This is a genomic window from Arcobacter sp. F2176, assembly GCF_004116465.1.
In the GTDB taxonomy this organism is placed as follows: Bacteria; Campylobacterota; Campylobacteria; order Campylobacterales; family Arcobacteraceae; genus Arcobacter; species Arcobacter siniprincipis.
This window is the reverse complement of record NZ_PDJV01000011.1, coordinates 1-19,674: the sequence shown is the minus strand read 5'-3', so window position 1 is coordinate 19,674 and position 19,674 is coordinate 1. Positions and strand designations below refer to the sequence as shown.

Annotated in this window: 33 protein-coding genes; 2 read left to right on the top strand and 31 right to left on the bottom strand. The window is 29.7% G+C overall.

Features of this window, described 5'->3' with window-relative positions; all coding sequences use genetic code 11:
* The 4 genes from CRU95_RS10975 to CRU95_RS10960 form a co-directional block, all read right to left on the bottom strand.
* Complete coding sequence (locus CRU95_RS10975; RefSeq protein ID WP_129101173.1) at positions 1-801, bottom strand: metal ABC transporter solute-binding protein, Zn/Mn family; 801 nt, start codon at positions 799-801, stop codon at positions 1-3.
* Between the two features lie 55 nt (positions 802-856).
* On the bottom strand, positions 857-2,608 hold the full coding sequence (gene aspS / locus CRU95_RS10970) for an aspartate--tRNA ligase (RefSeq protein WP_129101172.1): 1,752 nt from the start codon (positions 2,606-2,608) through the stop codon (positions 857-859).
* Between the two features lie 82 nt (positions 2,609-2,690).
* On the bottom strand, positions 2,691-3,788 hold the full coding sequence (locus CRU95_RS10965) for a hypothetical protein (RefSeq protein ID WP_129101171.1): 1,098 nt from the start codon (positions 3,786-3,788) through the stop codon (positions 2,691-2,693).
* On the bottom strand, positions 3,785-4,453 hold the full coding sequence (locus CRU95_RS10960) for a uracil-DNA glycosylase (protein WP_129101170.1): 669 nt from the start codon (positions 4,451-4,453) through the stop codon (positions 3,785-3,787). The genes CRU95_RS10965 and CRU95_RS10960 overlap by 4 nt, the downstream gene beginning before the upstream one ends.
* A gap of 130 nt (positions 4,454-4,583) precedes the next feature.
* Between CRU95_RS10960 and CRU95_RS10955 the strand changes: the two genes are divergently transcribed.
* A complete protein-coding gene (locus CRU95_RS10955) occupies positions 4,584-4,805 on the top strand; it encodes a hypothetical protein (protein WP_129101169.1) in 222 nt (73 codons plus the stop codon).
* Between the two features lie 83 nt (positions 4,806-4,888).
* On the opposite strand, the gene CRU95_RS10950 is transcribed toward CRU95_RS10955, so the two are convergent.
* From CRU95_RS10950 to CRU95_RS10825, 26 genes are all read right to left on the bottom strand, one after another.
* On the bottom strand, positions 4,889-6,013 hold the full coding sequence (locus CRU95_RS10950; RefSeq protein WP_129101168.1) for a GGDEF domain-containing protein: 1,125 nt from the start codon (positions 6,011-6,013) through the stop codon (positions 4,889-4,891).
* Between the two features lie 100 nt (positions 6,014-6,113).
* The gene (gene infA, locus CRU95_RS10945; RefSeq protein WP_013134930.1) at positions 6,114-6,335 is read right to left on the bottom strand and encodes a translation initiation factor IF-1; all 222 of its coding nucleotides are present in this window, start codon (positions 6,333-6,335) and stop codon (positions 6,114-6,116) included.
* Positions 6,336-6,346: 11 nt separating this feature from the next.
* Positions 6,347-7,105, bottom strand: a complete 759-nt coding sequence (gene map, locus CRU95_RS10940) for a type I methionyl aminopeptidase (RefSeq protein ID WP_129101167.1) — start codon at positions 7,103-7,105, stop codon at positions 6,347-6,349.
* A 5-nt stretch (positions 7,106-7,110) separates the two neighbouring features.
* A complete protein-coding gene (gene secY, locus CRU95_RS10935; RefSeq protein WP_129101166.1) occupies positions 7,111-8,373 on the bottom strand; it encodes a preprotein translocase subunit SecY in 1,263 nt (420 codons plus the stop codon).
* A 2-nt stretch (positions 8,374-8,375) separates the two neighbouring features.
* A complete protein-coding gene (gene rplO, locus CRU95_RS10930) occupies positions 8,376-8,774 on the bottom strand; it encodes a 50S ribosomal protein L15 (protein ID WP_129101165.1) in 399 nt (132 codons plus the stop codon).
* 3 nt (positions 8,775-8,777) lie between these two features.
* Entirely contained in the window at positions 8,778-9,221 is a 444-nt protein-coding gene (gene rpsE / locus CRU95_RS10925) for a 30S ribosomal protein S5 (protein ID WP_013134926.1), read from the bottom strand.
* 9 nt (positions 9,222-9,230) lie between these two features.
* Complete coding sequence (gene rplR, locus CRU95_RS10920) at positions 9,231-9,590, bottom strand: 50S ribosomal protein L18 (RefSeq protein WP_129101164.1); 360 nt, start codon at positions 9,588-9,590, stop codon at positions 9,231-9,233.
* A gap of 10 nt (positions 9,591-9,600) precedes the next feature.
* On the bottom strand, positions 9,601-10,137 hold the full coding sequence (gene rplF, locus CRU95_RS10915; RefSeq protein WP_129101163.1) for a 50S ribosomal protein L6: 537 nt from the start codon (positions 10,135-10,137) through the stop codon (positions 9,601-9,603).
* An 11-nt stretch (positions 10,138-10,148) separates the two neighbouring features.
* A complete protein-coding gene (gene rpsH / locus CRU95_RS10910; RefSeq protein ID WP_013134923.1) occupies positions 10,149-10,547 on the bottom strand; it encodes a 30S ribosomal protein S8 in 399 nt (132 codons plus the stop codon).
* Positions 10,548-10,559: 12 nt separating this feature from the next.
* Positions 10,560-10,745: a type Z 30S ribosomal protein S14 gene (locus CRU95_RS10905; protein ID WP_013134922.1), complete on the bottom strand. Its 186-nt coding sequence runs from the start codon at positions 10,743-10,745 to the stop codon at positions 10,560-10,562.
* Positions 10,745-11,293, bottom strand: coding sequence for a 50S ribosomal protein L5 (rplE, locus tag CRU95_RS10900; RefSeq protein ID WP_129101162.1), 549 nt, complete (start codon positions 11,291-11,293; stop codon positions 10,745-10,747). The genes CRU95_RS10905 and rplE overlap by 1 nt, the downstream gene beginning before the upstream one ends.
* Position 11,294: 1 nt before the next feature.
* Positions 11,295-11,534 carry a 50S ribosomal protein L24 gene (gene rplX / locus CRU95_RS10895; protein ID WP_129101161.1) on the bottom strand — a complete coding sequence of 80 codons (240 nt, stop codon included), beginning with the start codon at positions 11,532-11,534 and terminating at the stop codon, positions 11,295-11,297.
* A gap of 1 nt (position 11,535) precedes the next feature.
* Entirely contained in the window at positions 11,536-11,904 is a 369-nt protein-coding gene (rplN, locus tag CRU95_RS10890; protein ID WP_013134919.1) for a 50S ribosomal protein L14, read from the bottom strand.
* On the bottom strand, positions 11,904-12,158 hold the full coding sequence (gene rpsQ, locus CRU95_RS10885; protein ID WP_129101160.1) for a 30S ribosomal protein S17: 255 nt from the start codon (positions 12,156-12,158) through the stop codon (positions 11,904-11,906). Before rpsQ ends, rplN begins: the two co-directional genes overlap by 1 nt.
* Before the next feature lie 11 nt (positions 12,159-12,169).
* The gene (rpmC, locus tag CRU95_RS10880) at positions 12,170-12,361 is read right to left on the bottom strand and encodes a 50S ribosomal protein L29 (protein ID WP_013134917.1); all 192 of its coding nucleotides are present in this window, start codon (positions 12,359-12,361) and stop codon (positions 12,170-12,172) included.
* On the bottom strand, positions 12,348-12,773 hold the full coding sequence (rplP, locus tag CRU95_RS10875) for a 50S ribosomal protein L16 (RefSeq protein WP_129101159.1): 426 nt from the start codon (positions 12,771-12,773) through the stop codon (positions 12,348-12,350). The genes rpmC and rplP overlap by 14 nt, the downstream gene beginning before the upstream one ends.
* 2 nt (positions 12,774-12,775) lie before the next feature.
* Positions 12,776-13,474, bottom strand: a complete 699-nt coding sequence (gene rpsC / locus CRU95_RS10870) for a 30S ribosomal protein S3 (protein WP_129101158.1) — start codon at positions 13,472-13,474, stop codon at positions 12,776-12,778.
* On the bottom strand, positions 13,474-13,806 hold the full coding sequence (rplV, locus tag CRU95_RS10865; protein ID WP_129101157.1) for a 50S ribosomal protein L22: 333 nt from the start codon (positions 13,804-13,806) through the stop codon (positions 13,474-13,476). Before rplV ends, rpsC begins: the two co-directional genes overlap by 1 nt.
* Before the next feature lies 1 nt (position 13,807).
* Positions 13,808-14,086, bottom strand: coding sequence for a 30S ribosomal protein S19 (gene rpsS / locus CRU95_RS10860; RefSeq protein ID WP_013134913.1), 279 nt, complete (start codon positions 14,084-14,086; stop codon positions 13,808-13,810).
* Positions 14,087-14,095: 9 nt separating this feature from the next.
* Entirely contained in the window at positions 14,096-14,923 is an 828-nt protein-coding gene (gene rplB, locus CRU95_RS10855) for a 50S ribosomal protein L2 (protein ID WP_129101156.1), read from the bottom strand.
* 9 nt (positions 14,924-14,932) lie between these two features.
* Entirely contained in the window at positions 14,933-15,214 is a 282-nt protein-coding gene (locus CRU95_RS10850) for a 50S ribosomal protein L23 (protein ID WP_013134911.1), read from the bottom strand.
* A gap of 1 nt (position 15,215) precedes the next feature.
* Positions 15,216-15,803 (bottom strand): 50S ribosomal protein L4, encoded by a 588-nt coding sequence (gene rplD / locus CRU95_RS10845; protein WP_129101155.1) that lies wholly within the window; start codon positions 15,801-15,803, stop codon positions 15,216-15,218.
* The gene (gene rplC / locus CRU95_RS10840) at positions 15,800-16,375 is read right to left on the bottom strand and encodes a 50S ribosomal protein L3 (protein ID WP_129101154.1); all 576 of its coding nucleotides are present in this window, start codon (positions 16,373-16,375) and stop codon (positions 15,800-15,802) included. The genes rplD and rplC overlap by 4 nt, the downstream gene beginning before the upstream one ends.
* A gap of 13 nt (positions 16,376-16,388) precedes the next feature.
* Positions 16,389-16,703, bottom strand: a complete 315-nt coding sequence (gene rpsJ, locus CRU95_RS10835; protein ID WP_013134908.1) for a 30S ribosomal protein S10 — start codon at positions 16,701-16,703, stop codon at positions 16,389-16,391.
* Between the two features lie 335 nt (positions 16,704-17,038).
* The gene (locus CRU95_RS10830) at positions 17,039-18,004 is read right to left on the bottom strand and encodes a hypothetical protein (RefSeq protein ID WP_129101153.1); all 966 of its coding nucleotides are present in this window, start codon (positions 18,002-18,004) and stop codon (positions 17,039-17,041) included.
* Between the two features lies 1 nt (position 18,005).
* Complete coding sequence (locus CRU95_RS10825; RefSeq protein ID WP_129101152.1) at positions 18,006-18,653, bottom strand: S24 family peptidase; 648 nt, start codon at positions 18,651-18,653, stop codon at positions 18,006-18,008.
* A 122-nt stretch (positions 18,654-18,775) separates the two neighbouring features.
* Between CRU95_RS10825 and CRU95_RS10820 the strand changes: the two genes are divergently transcribed.
* A complete protein-coding gene (locus CRU95_RS10820) occupies positions 18,776-19,129 on the top strand; it encodes a hypothetical protein (RefSeq protein WP_129101151.1) in 354 nt (117 codons plus the stop codon).
* Between the two features lie 24 nt (positions 19,130-19,153).
* Here CRU95_RS10820 and CRU95_RS10815 read toward each other — a convergent pair whose 3' ends face one another.
* Complete coding sequence (locus tag CRU95_RS10815; RefSeq protein WP_375153687.1) at positions 19,154-19,465, bottom strand: DNA adenine methylase; 312 nt, start codon at positions 19,463-19,465, stop codon at positions 19,154-19,156.
* Positions 19,466-19,674: the final 209 nt, after the last annotated feature.

Here is a 19,674-nt window from a genome sequence, read left to right as displayed (position 1 = left end):
TTATTCCTCTTTTTTAGAGGCTATTTTGTCTGAAAGAACAAATAAATCAGCGAACCAATTAAAAGAGTAAATATCAGTATGAATAACTTCCATATTGTTTGCATTTGACCAAGTATTATAAACATTGTAATTAATGCTTTTATCAACTATTAAATATTTTATATTTTTTTCTTTACTTAGTCTATAAATTTCTGTAAATTTAGGACCACTTAATATTTCATTTTCTGCACGATAATATCTAACATCAAATCTATTTAAAAAATATTCTAATTTATCATTGAAAACCATTACAGCATTTGTAGAATAAAATAAAGTATCTTTTAATCGTAAAAATATTTTATCTAACTCCACCATCAAAGTTTGATAATTTAATTCAAAAAACTCTTTATTACTTGGATCATTTTTTATAAGGATATCAAGCATAACTTTTGTGACTTTTCTAACTCTTAAAGGATCTAACCAAAAATAAGGATTAACTTCTCCATTATCATAAAGTTTTTCAACATCTTTACTTGTATCAATAACTTTCAAATCACTATTAAATCCAAGTAATTCTTTTGCATACTCTTCTTCTACTGGAAGTCCTATTTTCAAATAAGCATCTGAAAAAGCAAATCTTCTAAAATATACATGATCTAATTTCTGAGTGTAATCTACCCCTTCATATAAAGTTCTAACTTTTACTTTGCTTTGTCCAATTCTTTCTAAAAAGAATTTTTGAGGTTCAATAGTTACTGTATAAGAAACTCTTGCATAAATAAAAGTAGATAAAAGGGTAAGGAGTAATATTAATTTTTTCATTATGATAGTTTATAAAAAAGAAGTTAAAACTTCCTTTTTATATAAAACTAATATCCTAGATATTAGCTTGTTTTCTAATTCTTAGACTTAGCTCTTTTAGTTGTTCTTCATCAACAGGGCTTGGTGCTTGAGTCATAAGACATTGTGCTCTTTGAGTTTTAGGGAAAGCAATAACATCTCTGATAGAATCAGTACCAGCTAAAAGCATAATCATTCTATCAAGTCCTAAAGCAAATCCACCATGTGGTGGTGCACCAAATTGAAGTGCATCAAGTAAGAAACCAAATTTTTCTCTTGCTTCTTCATCTGATATTCCCATTAAAGAGAATACTTCTGATTGAATATTCTCTTTATGAATTCTTATACTTCCACCACCTAATTCTGTACCATTTAACACAATATCATAAGCAATAGATTCTATTTCTTCAAGATTATCTTTATTTAAATCTTTTGGCATAGTAAATGGATGATGTAAAGCTTTTACTCTTCCATCTTCCACTTCAAACATAGGAAAATCAACTACCCATAGAAATTTAAAAGTATCTGCAGGAACAATTTCCATTTGATCTGCTAAGTGAAGTCTAAATCTTCCCATATAATCCCAAACTATCTTTTTATGCCCAGCTCCAAAGAATACAACATCACCTACTTCAAGTTCTGTTACTTTTACAATCTCTTCTAAATCAGCTTCTGTAAAGAATTTTGTTAATGGTCCTTTTAAACCATCTTCTTTCATTTGAAAATACCCTAAACCTTGAGCCCCAAATTTTCTTACGTAATCTTCAAAAGCCTTCATTTGTCTTTTTGAGAAAATATTATCTCCATTTGGACATTTAATTGCTTTGATTCTATTATGAGCTTTATCTTTTGCAATACCAGCAAAAATTTCATTTGAACTTCTTGCAAAAATATCAATAACATCTACAAGAGGCATATCAAATCTTAAATCAGGTTTATCACTTCCATATTGTTCCATTGCTTCATTATAAGTCATTCTTGGGAAAGTTGAAGGAACATCTTTACCACAAGCAGTAAAAGTATCATGAATCAATTTCTCAGCAACTTTTATAACATCTTCTTGAGTACAAAAACTCATCTCAACATCTATTTGAGTAAATTCTGGTTGTCTATCTGCTCTTAAATCTTCATCTCTAAAACATTTTGCTATTTGAAAATATTTATCAAAACCACTTACCATAAGAAGTTGTTTAAAGATTTGAGGAGATTGTGGTAATGCATAAAATTCACCAGGATGAACTCTTGATGGGACTAAGTAATCTCTAGCACCCTCTGGTGTAGATTTAGTCAAAATTGGAGTTTCTACATCTAAAAATTCCATTTCATTTAAACAGTTTCGAATAGCTATATTTGCTGTACTTCTAAGTTTGAAAATATCATAAGATCTTTTTGTTCTTAATTCTAAAAATCTATTTCTTAATCTAATCTCTTCATTAACTTTTTCATCACCTAAATCAAATGGCATAGGTTTTGATCTGTTTTCAATAATCAAATCAGACAAAACAATTTCAATTTTTCCTGTTACTAAGTTTGGATTTTCTAATCCTTCACCTCTAGCTCTTACTTTTCCAGTTGCAATCAAAACAAACTCATCTCTAACTTTTTCAGCAGTTTCTAAAGCATCTTTACAATCAGCAGGATCAGCAACAAGTTGTACTAAACCACCCTTGTCTCTTAAATCAATAAAAATAATACCACCATGATCTCTTCTACTATTTACCCAACCTGCAACAGTAACTTCTTGACCAATAAGTGATTCTGTAACTTCTGTACAATAATGCGTTCTCAATTCGTGCTCCAAAACAGGGCATTTGCCCTTTATAAAATATACGCGATTATATCTAAAAGTTGTTGAGAGTTTTTTTAAAGTGTTATTTAAGTTCTAGTTTTTTGAAACTACTTTTTGTAGAATAATACAAATGTGTATCATAAAGTACTTCTTGATTTAAAATCTGATTTTTTATTAAGGCATTTTTATTCTTTGTAAATAAATAGTTAATCCCTACTAATGTTGAATAATTTACCCAGTTATATTTAATATCTGTGTCGAGCAAATATAATAATTCTGTTAATTTAGCATCCGTATCTTCTATAGAACTAGCTAAAATTAGATTTAATCTATCTTCGTACTGAGTTAATGATAAAATTAAAGGATCAAAATTAAGTTGAGTAGTCATAATTACACCATTTTCAGTCTCATAAGCATAAAGTTGAGAAAGAATAATAGAAGATTTTACTAAGGTAGTATTTATCATCAAATTAGTATGTTTTAAACTTTCATTTGTAACCATATTTTTAAAGTTATTATTGCTTTGCATTACTTTTTGATTTACAACAATATTTGGAACTAATCTTTCATAAATACCTTTTAGCATATTTCCGATACTTGAATCTTCATAAAACTGTGCATTATCACCCGTTGATAATTCCAAAAGCTTTTTCATTTGATTTTCATAAGAAATAGCTCCATAAATAAAATTAGATGAAGTGATAAAATAAGCATCATTTCTACTTATTAAAGGAAAATATACTTGCATATCAGTAAATGCAGAAATATTTCTGATGTTACTTAAAGCATCACTTGTAAATAAAGCAATAATTTTTTTATATCCTTTATTTTTTATTTCATACATTGTATTAGATATATTTTCAAAGCTTTCATCTTCACTGTCAAATGATTCTATTTCAAATTTTTTATTTTGGAATAATAAATATCCAATTACACTATTAATAGTTGAATTACCATATTTTCCAACTACTTTTGAAGGAAATATAATTGCTATTTTAAAATCTTCATCTTCCAATTCTTCATTATTATTTTGAGTAAAAATTGAACTTGGAGTATAGATATTTTCATTTGCATTAGTATTATTAATTTTTGAATTATTTTGATTAGGTAATTTTATTTCTTTATTAGCACAAGCAGTAAATAAGAAAAGTATTGCGACTAAAAGATAAAGATGTTTCACATTTGCTCCATAATTGCTTTAATTTTTAATAAATCTTCATAAGCCTCTCCTTTAGAGGAAGGGTTTCGTAAAAGATAACTTGGCTCATAAGTACATATAATATCTAAATCATTATTAGGGATAACTTTACCTCTAATTTCACTAAAAGCTGTATTATCACTTGTAAAGTATCGATATACACTTTCTCCTAGTATAACCAATAATTTTGGTTTTACTAACTCTATTTGTTTGTCTAAATAGGATTTACAATTATTAATATGCTCCGCTTTTATTTCACTATTAGGAGAAATACATTTTACTATATTTGTTATATAAACAGTTTCACAAGGTACTTTTAAAACTTTTTCAATCATGTTTTTTAATAAGTCACCTGATTTACCCACATAAAAAGCATCAACTTCATCTTCACTTACAGTAGGAGACTCTTTTAAAATCATGATATTAGAATTTATATTTCCACTTCCAAATAAAACATTTTCCCTGTACTTTGATAATTGGCATAAATGACAATTTTTTACTAGCTCTTCTAATTGTTTTATATTATCAGGTAATTTTACTTGTTCTGTATTACTATTTTTAAAATTTAGATTTTCACCATATTCATATCCAATAGATTTTAGAAAGTTCAATTGATAAAGTAATTTGTTTTGTAAATTTTTTGTCATGCAAGATTGTACAAAATTATCCCTTTTTTTTAAATTTGTTCAAATTATTGGAACAATATTAATATTATTATTGACATTTGTTCCAAATATTTGTACAATACTCAAAGTAAGATATATTATAGGATTGATTATGACTGCTCCAAGTTTAAGAAAATTAGAAAATGATTTAGAAATAAATAAAACTACATTGCATAATTGGAAAAAAAATAGACCTAAATTATTTGAATTTATTATTGATTCATATAAAGATAAAGAGATGTTAAAAAATAATTTAAATTCGTTGATTCAACAAAAAGAGATATTAGAAAAAGAGATTAGTTTAACAAAAGAAAGAGTGCCTGAAGATATTTAGTATTTATATCTATGGGGTTTTAGTTATTTGTATACTTTTAAATTGCGCGCAAGTAAATGACTAAGGCTTCATAGGTATAAGTATTAGAGTAGTATTTTATCATTATCAAAAATAATTCTACTTTTCCCTTCATGTTTTGCTTTATACAATAATATATCAGCATATTTCATCGCATCTTCATAAGAGTTATAATTTGTTCTATAAGATACTCCAGCAGAAAAACCAACTTTTACACTAAGATCTTTATTGTAAATAAATTTGTGGCTATCTATAATTTCTTTTACTCTTTTTATGTATTTGTATACTTCTTCTTCCTCTGTATAACTTACAAGAATTACAAACTCTTCACCACCATATCTACATAAAATATCTTCTTCTCTCATAAGTTTTCTAAGTATAGTAGAAAAACTTTTTAATATAACATCACCACATTCATGTCCATTGACATCATTTATTTCTTTAAAATCGTCAATATCAATAAATATAATTGCATATCTAGAATTAAAAGTTACATATCTATTTTCGACTTTTAAAATTACAGAAGTATATCCTCTTCTATTAAGTGCACCAGTTAAAAAGTCAATATCTTTTTCTATTTTTAATTTTTCTAAATCATCTTGTAATTTGGCAATATTATTTTCTAATTTAGAGCATTTTTCTTTGCCCTTGATTAACTGAATCTTTGAATCATCTAAGTTTGTTTCTATATTATATATCAAATCAGCAAGTTTTGCATGTAATATTCTTAGCTCTCTATTAGAGTGTTCTGAAACATTTAGCTCTTTTAAATCATTTTTGAAAATCTCTAATTTTGATGAAGAATTATCACTAAGTAGTAAACTATTTTCATACTCTTTCATTAATAATGCTATAAACTTTTTAATATCTTCAGATTTTGATTTAAAAACAGCTCTATCTAAATCTACTCTTTCATTAGTAATATTAATTAATTTATTAATCATTGATTCATCATCAAGTTTTTCAGGACTTTTCATTAACTCAAAAATTACTTCTTCTATCTTATGATAAATTGATTGTTCAATTGAAGGCTTTAATAATTCTGGTAAATAGGTAATAAATTTTAGTATTTCAATATTTTGTAGTTCAGATTTTGTGAAGTTAAGTAAGTCATTAGATATAACATTAAACTTTTGATCTTCTTTTTTGTCTTTTTTAAAATCATCAATATTATTAATGTTTTTTTCCATTTTTTTCCAATAGTTATATAAGTATATACAGAGATTATATCAATAAGATTTTAAAATAAGCTAAAAAAAAGAAAGTATTAATATAATACTTTCTTTTCTTTTATTTATATCGGTGAGTAATTCTACCCTTATCAAGTGAATAAGGGGTGATTTCTACTTTAACTTTATCATTAGGTAAAATTTTTATGTAGTGCATTCTCATTTTTCCAGATATATGACACAAAACTACATGCCCATTATTATCCAATTCAACTCTAAACATTGCATTTGGTAAAGCTTCAATAACTTTACCATCAATTACAATTACATCATCTTTTGCCACATTTTTTCCTTCTATGCCTCGCTTAAAATTACTGCTTTTCCATTGATAACAGCAACTGTATGTTCATAATGACTAGTTCTTAATCCATCTTTTGATACAACATCCCAACCATTGTCTAAAATAACAGGTTCTCTATCTTTTTGACAAACCATTGGTTCCAAACAAAATACCATTCCATTTTTTATTTTTGGTCCGGATTTAATATTTGGTGTTTCTACATAATTTGGAATTTCAGGTTCAGTATGGGGCTTTTTCCCAATACCATGTCCACAGAATCTAATTAACGGTTGATATCCTCTTTGCACAATAAATTGCTCTATTGCAAAAGATAACTCTTTAAATCTCATACCTTCTTTTATAATATCAATAGCATAATATAATGCATCTTTCGAACAAGCAATTAATTCCTCATCCTCTTTTGATATTTTTCCAACAGGCATAGTAATGGCAGCATCACCATACCAACCATCAATTTCAGTACCTATGTCTAAACCTAAAATATCACCTTCTTGTAGAACAGTATTCGATGGTATACCATGAATAACAACTTCATTTAGAGAAGTACATACTGCATTAGGGAAACCATAAAGGCCTTTAAATGAAGGTCTAGCACCTAAACTAGCTATGAAATCGTCACCCAGAGCATCAACTTCTAATAAAGTCATGCCTGGTTTAACGTTTTCTCTTAGATAATTCAAAGTCTTCCCAACTGCATGTGAAGCAGCTCGAAGCTTTTCTATCTCGTTTTGTTTTCTTAGTGCAATTGCCATGATTTTTATAAACCAACCGCACTTAAAGTGTCATATTTGTTCATATACTGTTGAGCTTCAATTTTTCTCATAGTATCAATAGCAACTTGAACAACAATAAGTACTGCAACCCCACCAAAGTAAAATGGAACTCCCATAGACTTAACTAAAAGCCATGGCACTGTAGAAATTGCTCCTAAGTATAAAGCTCCCCATAGTGTTAATCTACCTGCTGTTTCATTTAAAAACTCAGCTGTTCCTTCTCCGGGTCTAATACCTGGAATAAAACCACCTTGTTTTTTTAAATTTTCTGAAATATCTTTTGCATTAAAAGTAATTGATGCATAAAAATAAGCAAAGAAAACTACAAGTAAAAACATCAAAACATTAAATGTATAACTAGTTGGACTTAAAAAGTCAGCAATAGCTAATAAAATTTTATTTTGACTTCCATGTAAAATTGTAGCTGGAAACATTAAAATTGCAGAGGCAAAAATTGCAGGAATTACACCACTTAAATTTACTTTAATAGGAATATAATTCATTACTCTTTTATTTTGACTTTGCATCATAACTTTTCTAGAATAAGAAACAGGAACTCTTCTTTCTCCTAGTTCTACATAAATAATTGCTCCAACTGTTGCAAGAATTATTACTAAAATTGCAATAACAGTTAAGAAATTCATTTGTCCATTATTAACTAATTCAACAGTACCACCAATTGCATGAGGAATTGCAGAAACAATACCAGCAAAGATAATTAATGAAATACCATTTCCTATACCTTTTTGTGTGATTTGTTCACCAATCCACATTAAAAGCATAGTACCAGTTAACATTGAGATTGCAGAAACTGCAACAAATGTATCCATGTCTATTGTGATTGCACTTTGACCTGCTTTACCTGTTAAAGAATTAAGACCCATTGATACTCCAACTGCTTGAATTAAAGTAATTACAATAGTTGCATATCTGATAATTTGCATATATTTTTGCATACCATCACGTTCTTTTTTCATTTTACCAAGTGCAGGGAAAGTTGCGGCTAGAAGCTCCATTATAATTGAAGCTGTAATGTAAGGCATAATACCTAGTGAAATAATAGACAATCTTGAGATTGCATTTCCACTAAACATATTAACAAGACCTAATGCATTGTTTGCATTTGAGTCGAAAAATTCTTTTACTACGTCAATATTTACACCAGGTACTGGCACGTATGCCAATACTCTGTATAGAAATATAAAACCTAATGTAATAAGAATCTTATTTATTAGATCTTTACTCATGGTTATTTACCAGTTGTAGTAACGTTTTCATCTTTGATCTTAGAAGTTAAATCTTTTGCGCAAGATCCAACTAGTTTAACTTTTGTTACTGATTTTGATAATTTATACACAGATTTAATTGTCTCTAATGTAATTTCACTTAACTCAGCAACTTGCTTAACTTTATCAACATTAATTGAATAAGGTTTAGTTACTCTTGATACAAAACCGATTTTAGGAAGTCTTTTTTGGATTGGCATTTGCCCACCTTCAAAACCTCTTTTTATTTTGTAACCAGATCTAGCTTTTTGACCTTTGTTACCTTTACCGGCAGTTTTACCTGTACCACTACCTTGTCCTCTTCCAACTCTTTTAACATTCTTTGTACTACCATCTGCTGGTCTTAAAGTTTCTAATGTCATTTATTATCCTTTTATTCTAGCTAAAGCTTCAACTGTAGCTTGCACTAAGTTGTTAGGATTATTTGAACCTAAAGATTTTGCGATAATATCTTTAACTCCAGAAAGCTCAAGAACAGGTCTTGCCGCACCACCTGCAATAAGTCCTGTACCTTCAGATGCTGGTTTTAATAATATTTTAGAAGCATTATATTTATGCTCAATATCATGTGCAATTGTAGTTCCATGAATAGACACTTTTACTAAAGATTTAAATGCATCATCTAAAGCTTTTTTAATAGCATCTGGAACTTCTTTAGCTTTACCCATACCAAAACCTACAGTACCGTTTTTATCTCCAACAACAACTAAAGCTGTAAATCTGAATCTTCTTCCACCCTTTACAACTTTTGTTACTCTTCCGATTTTAACGATTGCTTCTTGAAAATCTTCTCTATTTACTGCTGCCATCATTAACCCTTATAATTTGATACCATTATCTCTTAGTGATTGTGCAAATGCAGCAATAACACCGTGATATAGGTAACCATTTCTATCAAATACAACTGTATCAATCCCAGCAGCTTTTAAATTTTCAGCAAATTGTGCTGCAACTTTAACTGCATTATCTTTATTAACTGTTAAATCCAATGCTTTTGAACTAACCGAAGCCAGTGTAACACCTTCAACATCATTAATTGCTTGCGCACTTAAATATTTGTTTGATTTAAAAATTGAAACTCTTGGCTTAGAAGCAGTACCAGAAATTGATCCTCTTACTCTTCTTTTTCTTTTAATTCTTAAAGAATTTTTTTTAGCTATATCTTTTGCTCTACTCATTCTTTACACCTTACTTCTTAGCAGTTTTTCCGGCTTTTCTGATGATTTTCTCATCAGTATATTTAACACCTTTACCTTTGTAAGGTTCTGGTTTTCTAAAGCCTCTAATAATTGCAGCAGCTTGACCAACTTGTTGTTTGTCAGCACCAATAACATTAATCACATTTTTCTCAACAGTAATTTCTAATCCATCAGCGATTTCATAGTTAATTGGGTGAGAATAACCTAATTGTAGTTCTAAAACACTACCTTTTACAGCAGCTCTATAACCAACACCGTTGATTTCTAAAGATTTTTTGAAACCTTCACTTAAACCAACAATAGCATTATTTAATAAAGCTCTATATGTTCCCCAGAAAGCTGATGATTCTTTTGTTTCACCAACTCTTGCTAAAACTACAGTGTTATTTGCAATTTCTACAGAAACTCTACCGTGAGTCTCTACTGAAGAAGTTTTGTTACCTTTTTTTACGTTTACAACTGTACCATCAACTGTTACTTCAACACCTGTTGGTATAGCAATAGGTTGTTTTCCAATTCTTGACATTATCTAACTCCCTACCAAACAGTACACAGTACTTCACCACCAACATTTGCAGCATAAGCTTCATCGTTAGCGATAACACCCTTGTTTGTAGAAACAATGATTGTACCATATCCGTTTTTGAAATTTTTCAATTCAGAAGAAGCTTTATAAACTCTTCTTCCTGATTTAGAAACTCTTTTAATCTCATTGATTGCAGAAGTTTCTTTTTCATCATATTTTAATGTAACTTGAATAGTTTTTTTATTATTAGTTCCATCAACAACTTTGAAAGAGTCAATGTAACCCTTTGCCTCTAATACTGTTAAGATACCTACAACTGTATTAGAATGTAACAAAGTAGTAACTTCAAGTTTTCTCAATGCTGCATTTCTAATTCTAGTTAAAGCATCTGCGATTATATCATTCATCATAGCTTTATTTCCTTACCAACTAGCTTTTCTAACACCAGGTAATAAACCTTCGTTAGCCATTTTTCTTAAACAAATTCTACAAAGACCAAAGTCTTTGTAAACTGAATGTGGTCTTCCACATACTGAACATCTTGTATATGCTCTAACAGCAAACTTAGGAGTTCGTTGTTGTTTCATAATCATAGATTTCTTAGCCATTATTCTCTACCTTTTGTAAATGGAATTCCTACAAGCTCTAATAATCTATAAGCTTCTTTATCAGAAGCAGAAGATGTTGTAATAGAAATATTCATACCATGTGTTTTAATAATGTTATCGTAAACAACTTCTGGAAACATTAATTGCTCATTAAGACCAAAGTTAAAATTTCCTCTTCCATCAAAACCATTTCTATCTAAACCTTGGAAGTCTTTTACTCTAGGTAATGCAATAGAACATAATTTATCAATGAATGCATACATATTTTCACCTCTAAGTGTAACTTTTACACCTACAGGCATACCTTCTCTTACTTTAAAACCAGCAACTGATTTTTTAGCAATGATTTGAATAGCATGTTGTCCTGCAATTAAAGAGATAGTATCTTGAATGTTTTGCATCAATTTAGTATCTTTCATTGCTTCACCCGCACCAACAGAGATAACTACTTTTTCTAACTTAGCAGTTAACATTTTGTTTTTAGGAAACTCATTTTGTAAAGCTGGTTTAATCTCTGCGTTATATCTTTCGTATAATCTGTTCGCCATCTTACTCACCTTCTACTTTTGCTACATTAGAGATATCCATTGGCATCTCTTTGTTTACAAAACCACCATTAGGGTTTTTGTCTTGATCAGGCTTTACAGTTTTTTTAGCAACTTTACAATCTTTTACAATAACTTGTAATTTAGATGGGATAACTCTTAAAACTTCACCAGTTTTACCTTTATCATCACCTGCGATGATTTTAACTGTATCACCTTTTTTAATTTTTAATTTAACCGCCATATTATAATACCTCCGGTGCAAGTGAAACGATCTTCATGAAACCTGAATATCTAACTTCTCTAGCAACTGGTCCAAAAATTCTTGTTCCAATTGGTTCTTTTTTTGCATCAAGAATAACTGCTGCATTATCATCAAATCTGATTAATGAACCATTTTCTCTTTGAACTTCTTTGTGAGTTCTAACAACAACAGCTTTAACAACTTGACCTTTTTTAACTTTTCCAGTAGGAATAGCTTTTTTAACAGAAGCAACAATAACGTCACCAACTGTTGCATATCTTCTTTTAGAACCACCTAAAACTTTGATACACATGATCTCTTTTGCACCTGTGTTGTCTGCTACGTTTAATCTAGTAAAACTTTGAATCATTATTTAACTCCTGTAGCAACAATTGTCTTTAATCTAAAAGATTTAGTTTTAGATAAAGGTCTACACTCAATCGCAATTACAGTATCACCTTCAGCTAATTCATTTTTTTCATCATGAACTAAATATTTTTTAAATCTCTTAACAGTTTTGTGGTATTTAGGATGTAATACTGATCTTGTTACTAAAACAGAAGCAGTTTTTTCTCCAGAAACTTTTACCACTACACCTTGAATCTCTCTTTTATGCGTACTCATACTACAGATCCTTACTTAGCTTTTACTGCAGTAATAGCTGTTTGAATTTTTGCGATATCTTTTTTCGCAACGTTTAATTCAGATGTATTAGTCAACTGCATAGTTTTTAGCTTAGCTTTTAATTCAAAAAGAAGCACCTTTTTCTCTTTTAATAACTCGTTTAGCTCGTTTAGGCTTTTATCTTTAATATCAGAATAAGTCATTTTCGCTCTCTTTTGTTACAATTTTACATTTAAATGGTAATTTGTGAACTGCTAAAGTCAATGCTGCTCTAGCAACTTCATCACTTACACCAGCCATCTCGAAACAAATTCTTCCTGGCTTAATGTTCATTACCCATTTGTCAACTGGACCTTTACCTTTACCCATTCTTGTTTCTAATGGTTTAGCAGTAAGTGGTTTAGCTGGGAATACACAAATCCATACTTTACCTTGTCTTTTAATAGCTCTTGTCATAGCAATTCTGGCAGCTTCGATTTGTCTTGAATCGATTCTTCCATGCTCTAAAGCTTTAATTCCAATATTACCATATGCTAATGTGTTGGCTCTCATAGATTTACCTCTATTTCGACCCTTCATTACTTTTCTATATTTTGTTCTTTTAGGCATTAACATAATTATTTACCTCTTTTCTTTGTTGGTCTTCTTTTTGGTTTAGAAGCTTCTTCTTTTTCAACTGGAATACCTTTAGCAAGTACTTCACCTTTGAAAATCCAAACTTTTACACCAACACAACCATATGTAGTATGTGCTTCAGCAAAACCATAATCAATTCTAGCTCTTAAAGTATGTAAAGGAACTCTTCCTTCTAAGTACCACTCAGTTCTAGCCATTTCAGCTCCACCAAGTCTACCAGAAACAGAAACTTTAATTCCTTTTGCTCCACCTTTAATAGCATTTTGCATAACTCTTTTCATAGCTCTTCTAAATGCAACTCTTCTTTCTAATTGTTGAGCAACATTTTCAGCAGCTAATTGACCAGAAAGTTGTGGTTTTCTCTCTTCTTTAATGTTTACAGCAATTTCTTTACCAACTAATTTAGTTAAAGAATTTTTTAATTTCTCAACGTCTGCACCTTTTTTACCAATAATGATACCAGGTCTTGCAGCAACAACTGTTACTCTTACTTTTTTAGCTGTTCTTTCGATTAAAGTTTGAGCGATTCCTGCATAGTAAAGCTCTTTTTTAACGAATTTTCTGATTTTGCTATCTTCTGCAACATTAGCAGGCATAGAAGAGAATTTAGGAAACCATCTTGATTCCCAGTTTCTATTGATACCTAATCTTAAACCAATTGGATTAACTTTTTGACCCATTACTTATCTCCTTTAGGTGCAGCTTCTACTTCAATAAAAATATGTGCCGTTGGCTTATGCTTTGGAGAAGCAGAACCTCTTGCTCTTGGAGTAAATCTTTTTAATACTGGACCTTTATCAACTCTTGCAGATGTAATAATTGCATCTTCAGCTTCTAATCCAGAGTTTGCAACTGCAGAAGCAATAACTTTTGAAATTAATCCAGCAGCTTTGTTAGGTGTAAATTCTAAAGATGCAATAGCATACTCTGCATTCATACCTTGAACTTCTCTAGCAATAAGTCTTGCTTTAATTGGAGAAACTCTAATAAATCTTAATATAGCTTTACCCATCTTATCCTACCTTCTTCTGAACAGAGCCTTTGTGACCCTTAAAAGTTCTAGTTGGTGCAAATTCACCTAATTTGTAACCCACGTGGTTCTCTGTAACATTTACAGGTACGAAGTTTCTTCCATTGTGCACATTAAAAGTTAAGCCAATCATATCAGGTAAAACTGTTGATCTTCTTGACCAAGTTTTAATTGGTTTTCTATCTTTAGTCTCAACTGCTTTGATAACTTTTTTCATTAAGTGCGCGTCTATAAATGGACCTTTTTTTACTGATCTTGACATCTTAAACCCTTACTTCTTTTTTCTTGAAATGATTAATTTATCACTAGCTTTTTTCTTTCTAGTTTTATAACCTTTAGTTGGCATACCCCATGGAGTAACTGGATGTCTACCTGAGTTAGTTTTACCTTCACCACCACCGTGTGGGTGATCAATTGGATTCATTGCAGATCCTCTAGTTTGAGGTCTAATACCAAGGTGTCTACTTCTACCAGCTTTACCAACAACCATGTTAGAGAAATCTTCATTACCAACGATACCAATAGTTGCCATACAAACAGCAAGAATTTTTCTCATTTCACCTGAAGGAAGTCTCATAATTACATATTTATCTTCTCTACCCATAATTTGAGCATATCCACCAGCAGATCTAGCGATTTGACCGCCTTTTCCTGGTTTCATTTCAATATTATGAACCATAGTACCAACTGGAATATTAACAAGTCTCATTGAATTTCCAGGAAGAATATCTAAACCAGATTCAGCAGCAGAAACTTTAGCTCCAACTTTTAAACCACTTGGTTGTAAAATATATCTTTTATCACCATCTGTATAAGTTACTAAACAGATTCTACAGTTTCTATATGGGTCGTACTCAATTGTAGAAACAGTACCCTCTACACCAAATTTATCTCTTTTGAAATCGATAATTCTGTAAAGTTTTTTAGCACCTGCTTCTCTATGTCTTGAAGTGATTCTTCCGTTACTATTTCTACCAGCTGTAGCTTTTACTCTTGTAAGTAAAGATCTAACTGTTGGTTTTGAAGTAATATCAGAAGTATCCATAACTGACATAAATCTTCTAGCAGGAGTTATTGGTCTAAATTTTTTAATTGCCATACTATCCCCTTATGCTGAAAGGTTCGCTATTTCAGCGCCCTCAGGTAATGTTACATAGAATTTTTTGAAATCAGCTCTTTTACCGATTTTCCCTCTAAATCTTTTAACTTTACCACTTTGTTTTAATGAATTAACTTTTGAAGGTGTAACTCCAAAATATTCTTTAAAAACATCTTTTAATCCGCTTTTAGTCATTCTAGGACTAGTCTGAACAACGATTACACCACTTTCTTGTAACTCAATAGTTTTTTCTGTGTATAATATTGCTTTAATATCTGTAATATCTGCCATCTTATGCCTCTTTTAATGCTTCAAGAACTGACTTCTCAACTAAGATTGAGTGATAAGCAGCTGCAATATAAGCATTTACTTCTTGTTTTTCAATCATATAACAGTTCTTAATGTTTCTATACGCTAAGTAAGTTTTCTCATCAATTGTATCAACGATGATTAAAGTATCTCTTTGTTTTAATTCATTTATAACTGCAACCGCATCTTTAGTTTTACCTGATTCTAATTTAACAGAATCAACTACAAATAAAGACTCTTTTTCAACATGAGTATTAATAGCAAATCTTAATGCTAAAACTTTTTGTTTTTTGTTAATTTTTTGATTGTAATTTCTAGCAGATGGTCCAAATACTTGTCCACCTCCAACAAATAATGGTGATCTTTTAGAACCCCATCTTGCACCACCAGAACCTTTTTGAGCTTTAGGTTTTTTACCACCACCTCTAACTTCAGTTCTGTTTTTTACTCTAGCTGTGTTTGCTCTTTGAGCTGCTAGGTATGATTTTACATATAAGTATAAGTTATGTGAATTAACATCTTTAAATGTTTCAGGTAATTCACTTGTTTTTACTACTACTGCATTACTCATTTAGCAATCCTTACTTTTCCTAATCCACCATTTGGTCCAGATACTGAACCTTTAACAGCTAAAATACCTGTCTCAGCATCAAAAGAGAAAATTTCATTTTTAACACTTACATTTGTATTTCCGTATTGTCCTGGCATTTTTTTACCTGGTTGAACTCTACCTGGCCACTCAGCATTACCGATTGAACCAGTTCTTTTTCCCATTCTATGACCATGTGATGCTCTACCACCAGCAAAGTTCCATCTTTTAACTGCACCAGAGAAACCTCTACCTTTAGTTTTAAAAGTAGTTTTTAAAATTTTAGCTTCTGCTAATCCAGATACATCTAAATCTCCAGCTTCAGTATTTGCTACTTCCATAGTTGCAAATCTATTGAATTCTTTAGATAAGTTGTATTTTTTTTGTTGCCCTTCTATAGTCTTGTTAAATTTCTTACCATTACTATATGATACAATTGCTACACCATCAGTTACTTCACATACTTTTGTATCAAGAACTTTTAAAAGTGTAACAGGAACAGCAGGAACTGAAACAGTTCTACTCATACCAATTTTTTCTACGATAAATTCCATTTGTTACCCTTTCTTATTCTTGACCCATAGATCTAACTTCAACATCAACTTCAGGAGCTAAGTCAAGTTTCATTAATGAATCTACTGTATCAGGAGTTGCAGATACGATATCAATCATTCTTGAATGAACTCTGATTTCGAATTGTTCTCTTGAATCTTTATTTACGTGAGGACCTTTGATTACTGTATATCTTCTGATTTTAGTTGGTAAAGGTATAGGACCTCTCAACTCAGCACCAGTTCTCTTAACAGCTTCAACAATTGAAGCAACACTTCTGTCTAAAACTCTGTGATCGTAAGCCTTAAGCTTTAATCTTATTTTTTCCATTTTTTTCCTTTAAAGAACTCGTTAAATGTGCGATAAACACACTCTAACCATTTTTCATGGACGCGCATTATAACTTTTTTCTTATGCAATGTCAATATATATGGGTCTTCATATCATTAATTACTATATTTATTTCCTTTTTAAAAGGATAAATATGCTTTATTTTAATATACATTAAGTTAATTGGAAGTTTAACTAATAAAAACTATTTTATACTTCTTAAATGTGTATGTAAAACGGCTTTTGAAATGTTAATTATTTGCCTATGAAATGTTAGTACACTATATAATGGGTTTTTATGTACTGAATTTTACTAACATTTTAAAAGCAAACGTTTAAAAGTTAAAATCAAACAAATGAGCTTTTTTATAACAATACTCATTTAATATCTCTTTTTCTTCTAGCTTATGGTCTATCCATATCGTACACTTTGAGTCATTATCAACTAAATATAATAAACCGTTACTAACTACCATCTTATAATCAGGGTTATTTAACTGCTGTCTTAAATGTTCATCAAGTAGCAAGACCGTACATACTTTATTTAAATGTAAAGCGAATGTATCTATTTCTCTATGAATATTCATACTATGTCCACTTGTTATAATATGACTAAAGCCGTAAACTTCATTATCAATTGGAACTGTAGGGTTTACTCCAGCTTGTAATAAAGCCTCTATATCTTCATCTGAAAGATTTTTTATTGCCATATCATTAATTGAATAACTCATTTTGTATGGTTTTACTAAATGTTCCCAATTTTTCTTTATAATTCTAAAGAGCTTTAAATTACCAAAGTTATGACCTTCTATATCTATAAAGTAAACAACATCATGTTTAACCAATATAAATAGAAGCATACCATTACTACGTTCTGCAAACTTAACACCTTTTATATCTTTATCTTTGTATGTACTTCCCATGTGTAGATGATGTATATCAAATGCATTTAAGAAGTTATCTTTATCAGGAGAGGAGCTTTTAGAATTTTCTTTATATGGTGCATGTACAACTTTAGTAGATAAGAACGAAGTAATATCCTCTCCTTGCTTTATTTTATATGCAATTTTCTCAATGCCTTTTTTATATATCCTATAATGAGGGTTTTGTTTTATTTCATATGAATAAACTACTCTTCTTGATTTTAATTTAATAAATCTTTTCCTCCAGTTTATATAATCAAACATAACGTTTTTAAAGTGTTTTGTTTCATCAATATCTGAGTCATAATTATTAAACTCATCCTTTATTGAGAATTTAATATCATCACACAGTTTTTCATAAAGACCTTTATTTGACATACTACACCTTTATTAACACACCACAAACTCTACCAACAATATCAACATCATCTATATGTAATGTTATATCATCAAAAGTTTGGTTGTTTGATTTTAGAATAACTTTATCATTTTCTACTTTAATACATTTAATATATAAGCCATCATTTGTATTGATTAGATATACACCTGTACTATTTATATCTGTTTTATTCTTATCTATAAAGACTAGGCTTCCATCTTTTATATCAGGTTCCATGGACTCACCAAATACTTTTAATACTTCAGTATATTTGTAGCTGCTATTGATATGGTCTAATAATTGTTTATCTATTACAAGTGGAGTTGAGTCAAGTTCATAGTTTATAGCTCCTCCTCCAGCTGAAGCTGTAACTGTTCTTTGATACTTTAATATTATATAGTTTGAGGTAGATTCAATCACGGACTCAGGAAGCTGGTTAAAGAAGAACCAATTGATAGATATATTTCTTTTAGCTAAGAAGCTCATTATCTCAAAGTATGGGATACTATTACGATGCTTTTGTTTTCTAAAGTTTGACTCTTCTATTCCAAGAGCTGCTGCAACATCTTTGTCTAATACTTTTTTATTACCATGCTCTTGAGAGAGGATATCTTTTAATTTTTCTATTATTTCACTAAATTTTTTCATATTTAAATATTATCATAATTTACTAACATTTTATATACAAATATTTTGTAAAAATAGCATTTTTGCTTGACTTCATCGCCGAAGCAATGTTATTCTCTATACATATAAAAAGAGGAAAAACAATGCAAATATTACACTATAAACCAAACAATACAATCTCTACAAAATTACATTCAAAAATTGAACAAAAACTTACTCAAGAGCAAATTAACTTATTATCAAACAATTTATTTGAATTAGAAGAAACAGATAATTTATTTGAAAATTATAAAGGGGTAGGTTTTGGTTGGTTAGAAGTTACTCCAGCTGGAGAAATTATAGATTTAAAATATGGTTATCTTGAAGAAGATGGAAGTGCCGAACAAAATATTTCTCATCTAACTTTTAAAGAGAGAACAATGATACCTTTAAAACTTGATAACAATAATATTAGATTTTATGTAAATATGGGTTCATGTTCTCTTTCAAGATTTTAATTAGACAAGGAAATAAATCCTTCTCTAATAATTCATAACAAAAACCTCCCGAACACTCTTATTCTTCCCATGCATATTTTTACCCAGCGTGTACTCTATCTCTTTACTACTTACTATCTTAAAGTCTTTATATAACTCACGCACTAGCTCACAGTCATTATATGAGAGTAAAAACTTACCTTTTATTTGTGACAACAGTGCTGCTAACTCTTTATGCTCTTTGATTCCAAATCCACCTGTATTTTTGTAGTAACTTTCAGTAGATACATATGGTGGGTCAAGATAAAAAAGAACCTCATCTTTATCATATAGAGGTATTAACTTTTGAAAAGACATATTTTCAAAATTATACTTTCTTATAACACTAAGTAATATTTGATATAATATTTATTTAAAAAAGGAGATTTATGATTGAGAAAAAATATTTAATTGAAAAGGATAATGACTACAGTAAGTTTAATTATTTTGAAATATCAGATGAATTAGAAGAGATATTAGCAGATGATTATTATACATATAATTCAAAAGAATACATAAAAAAATAC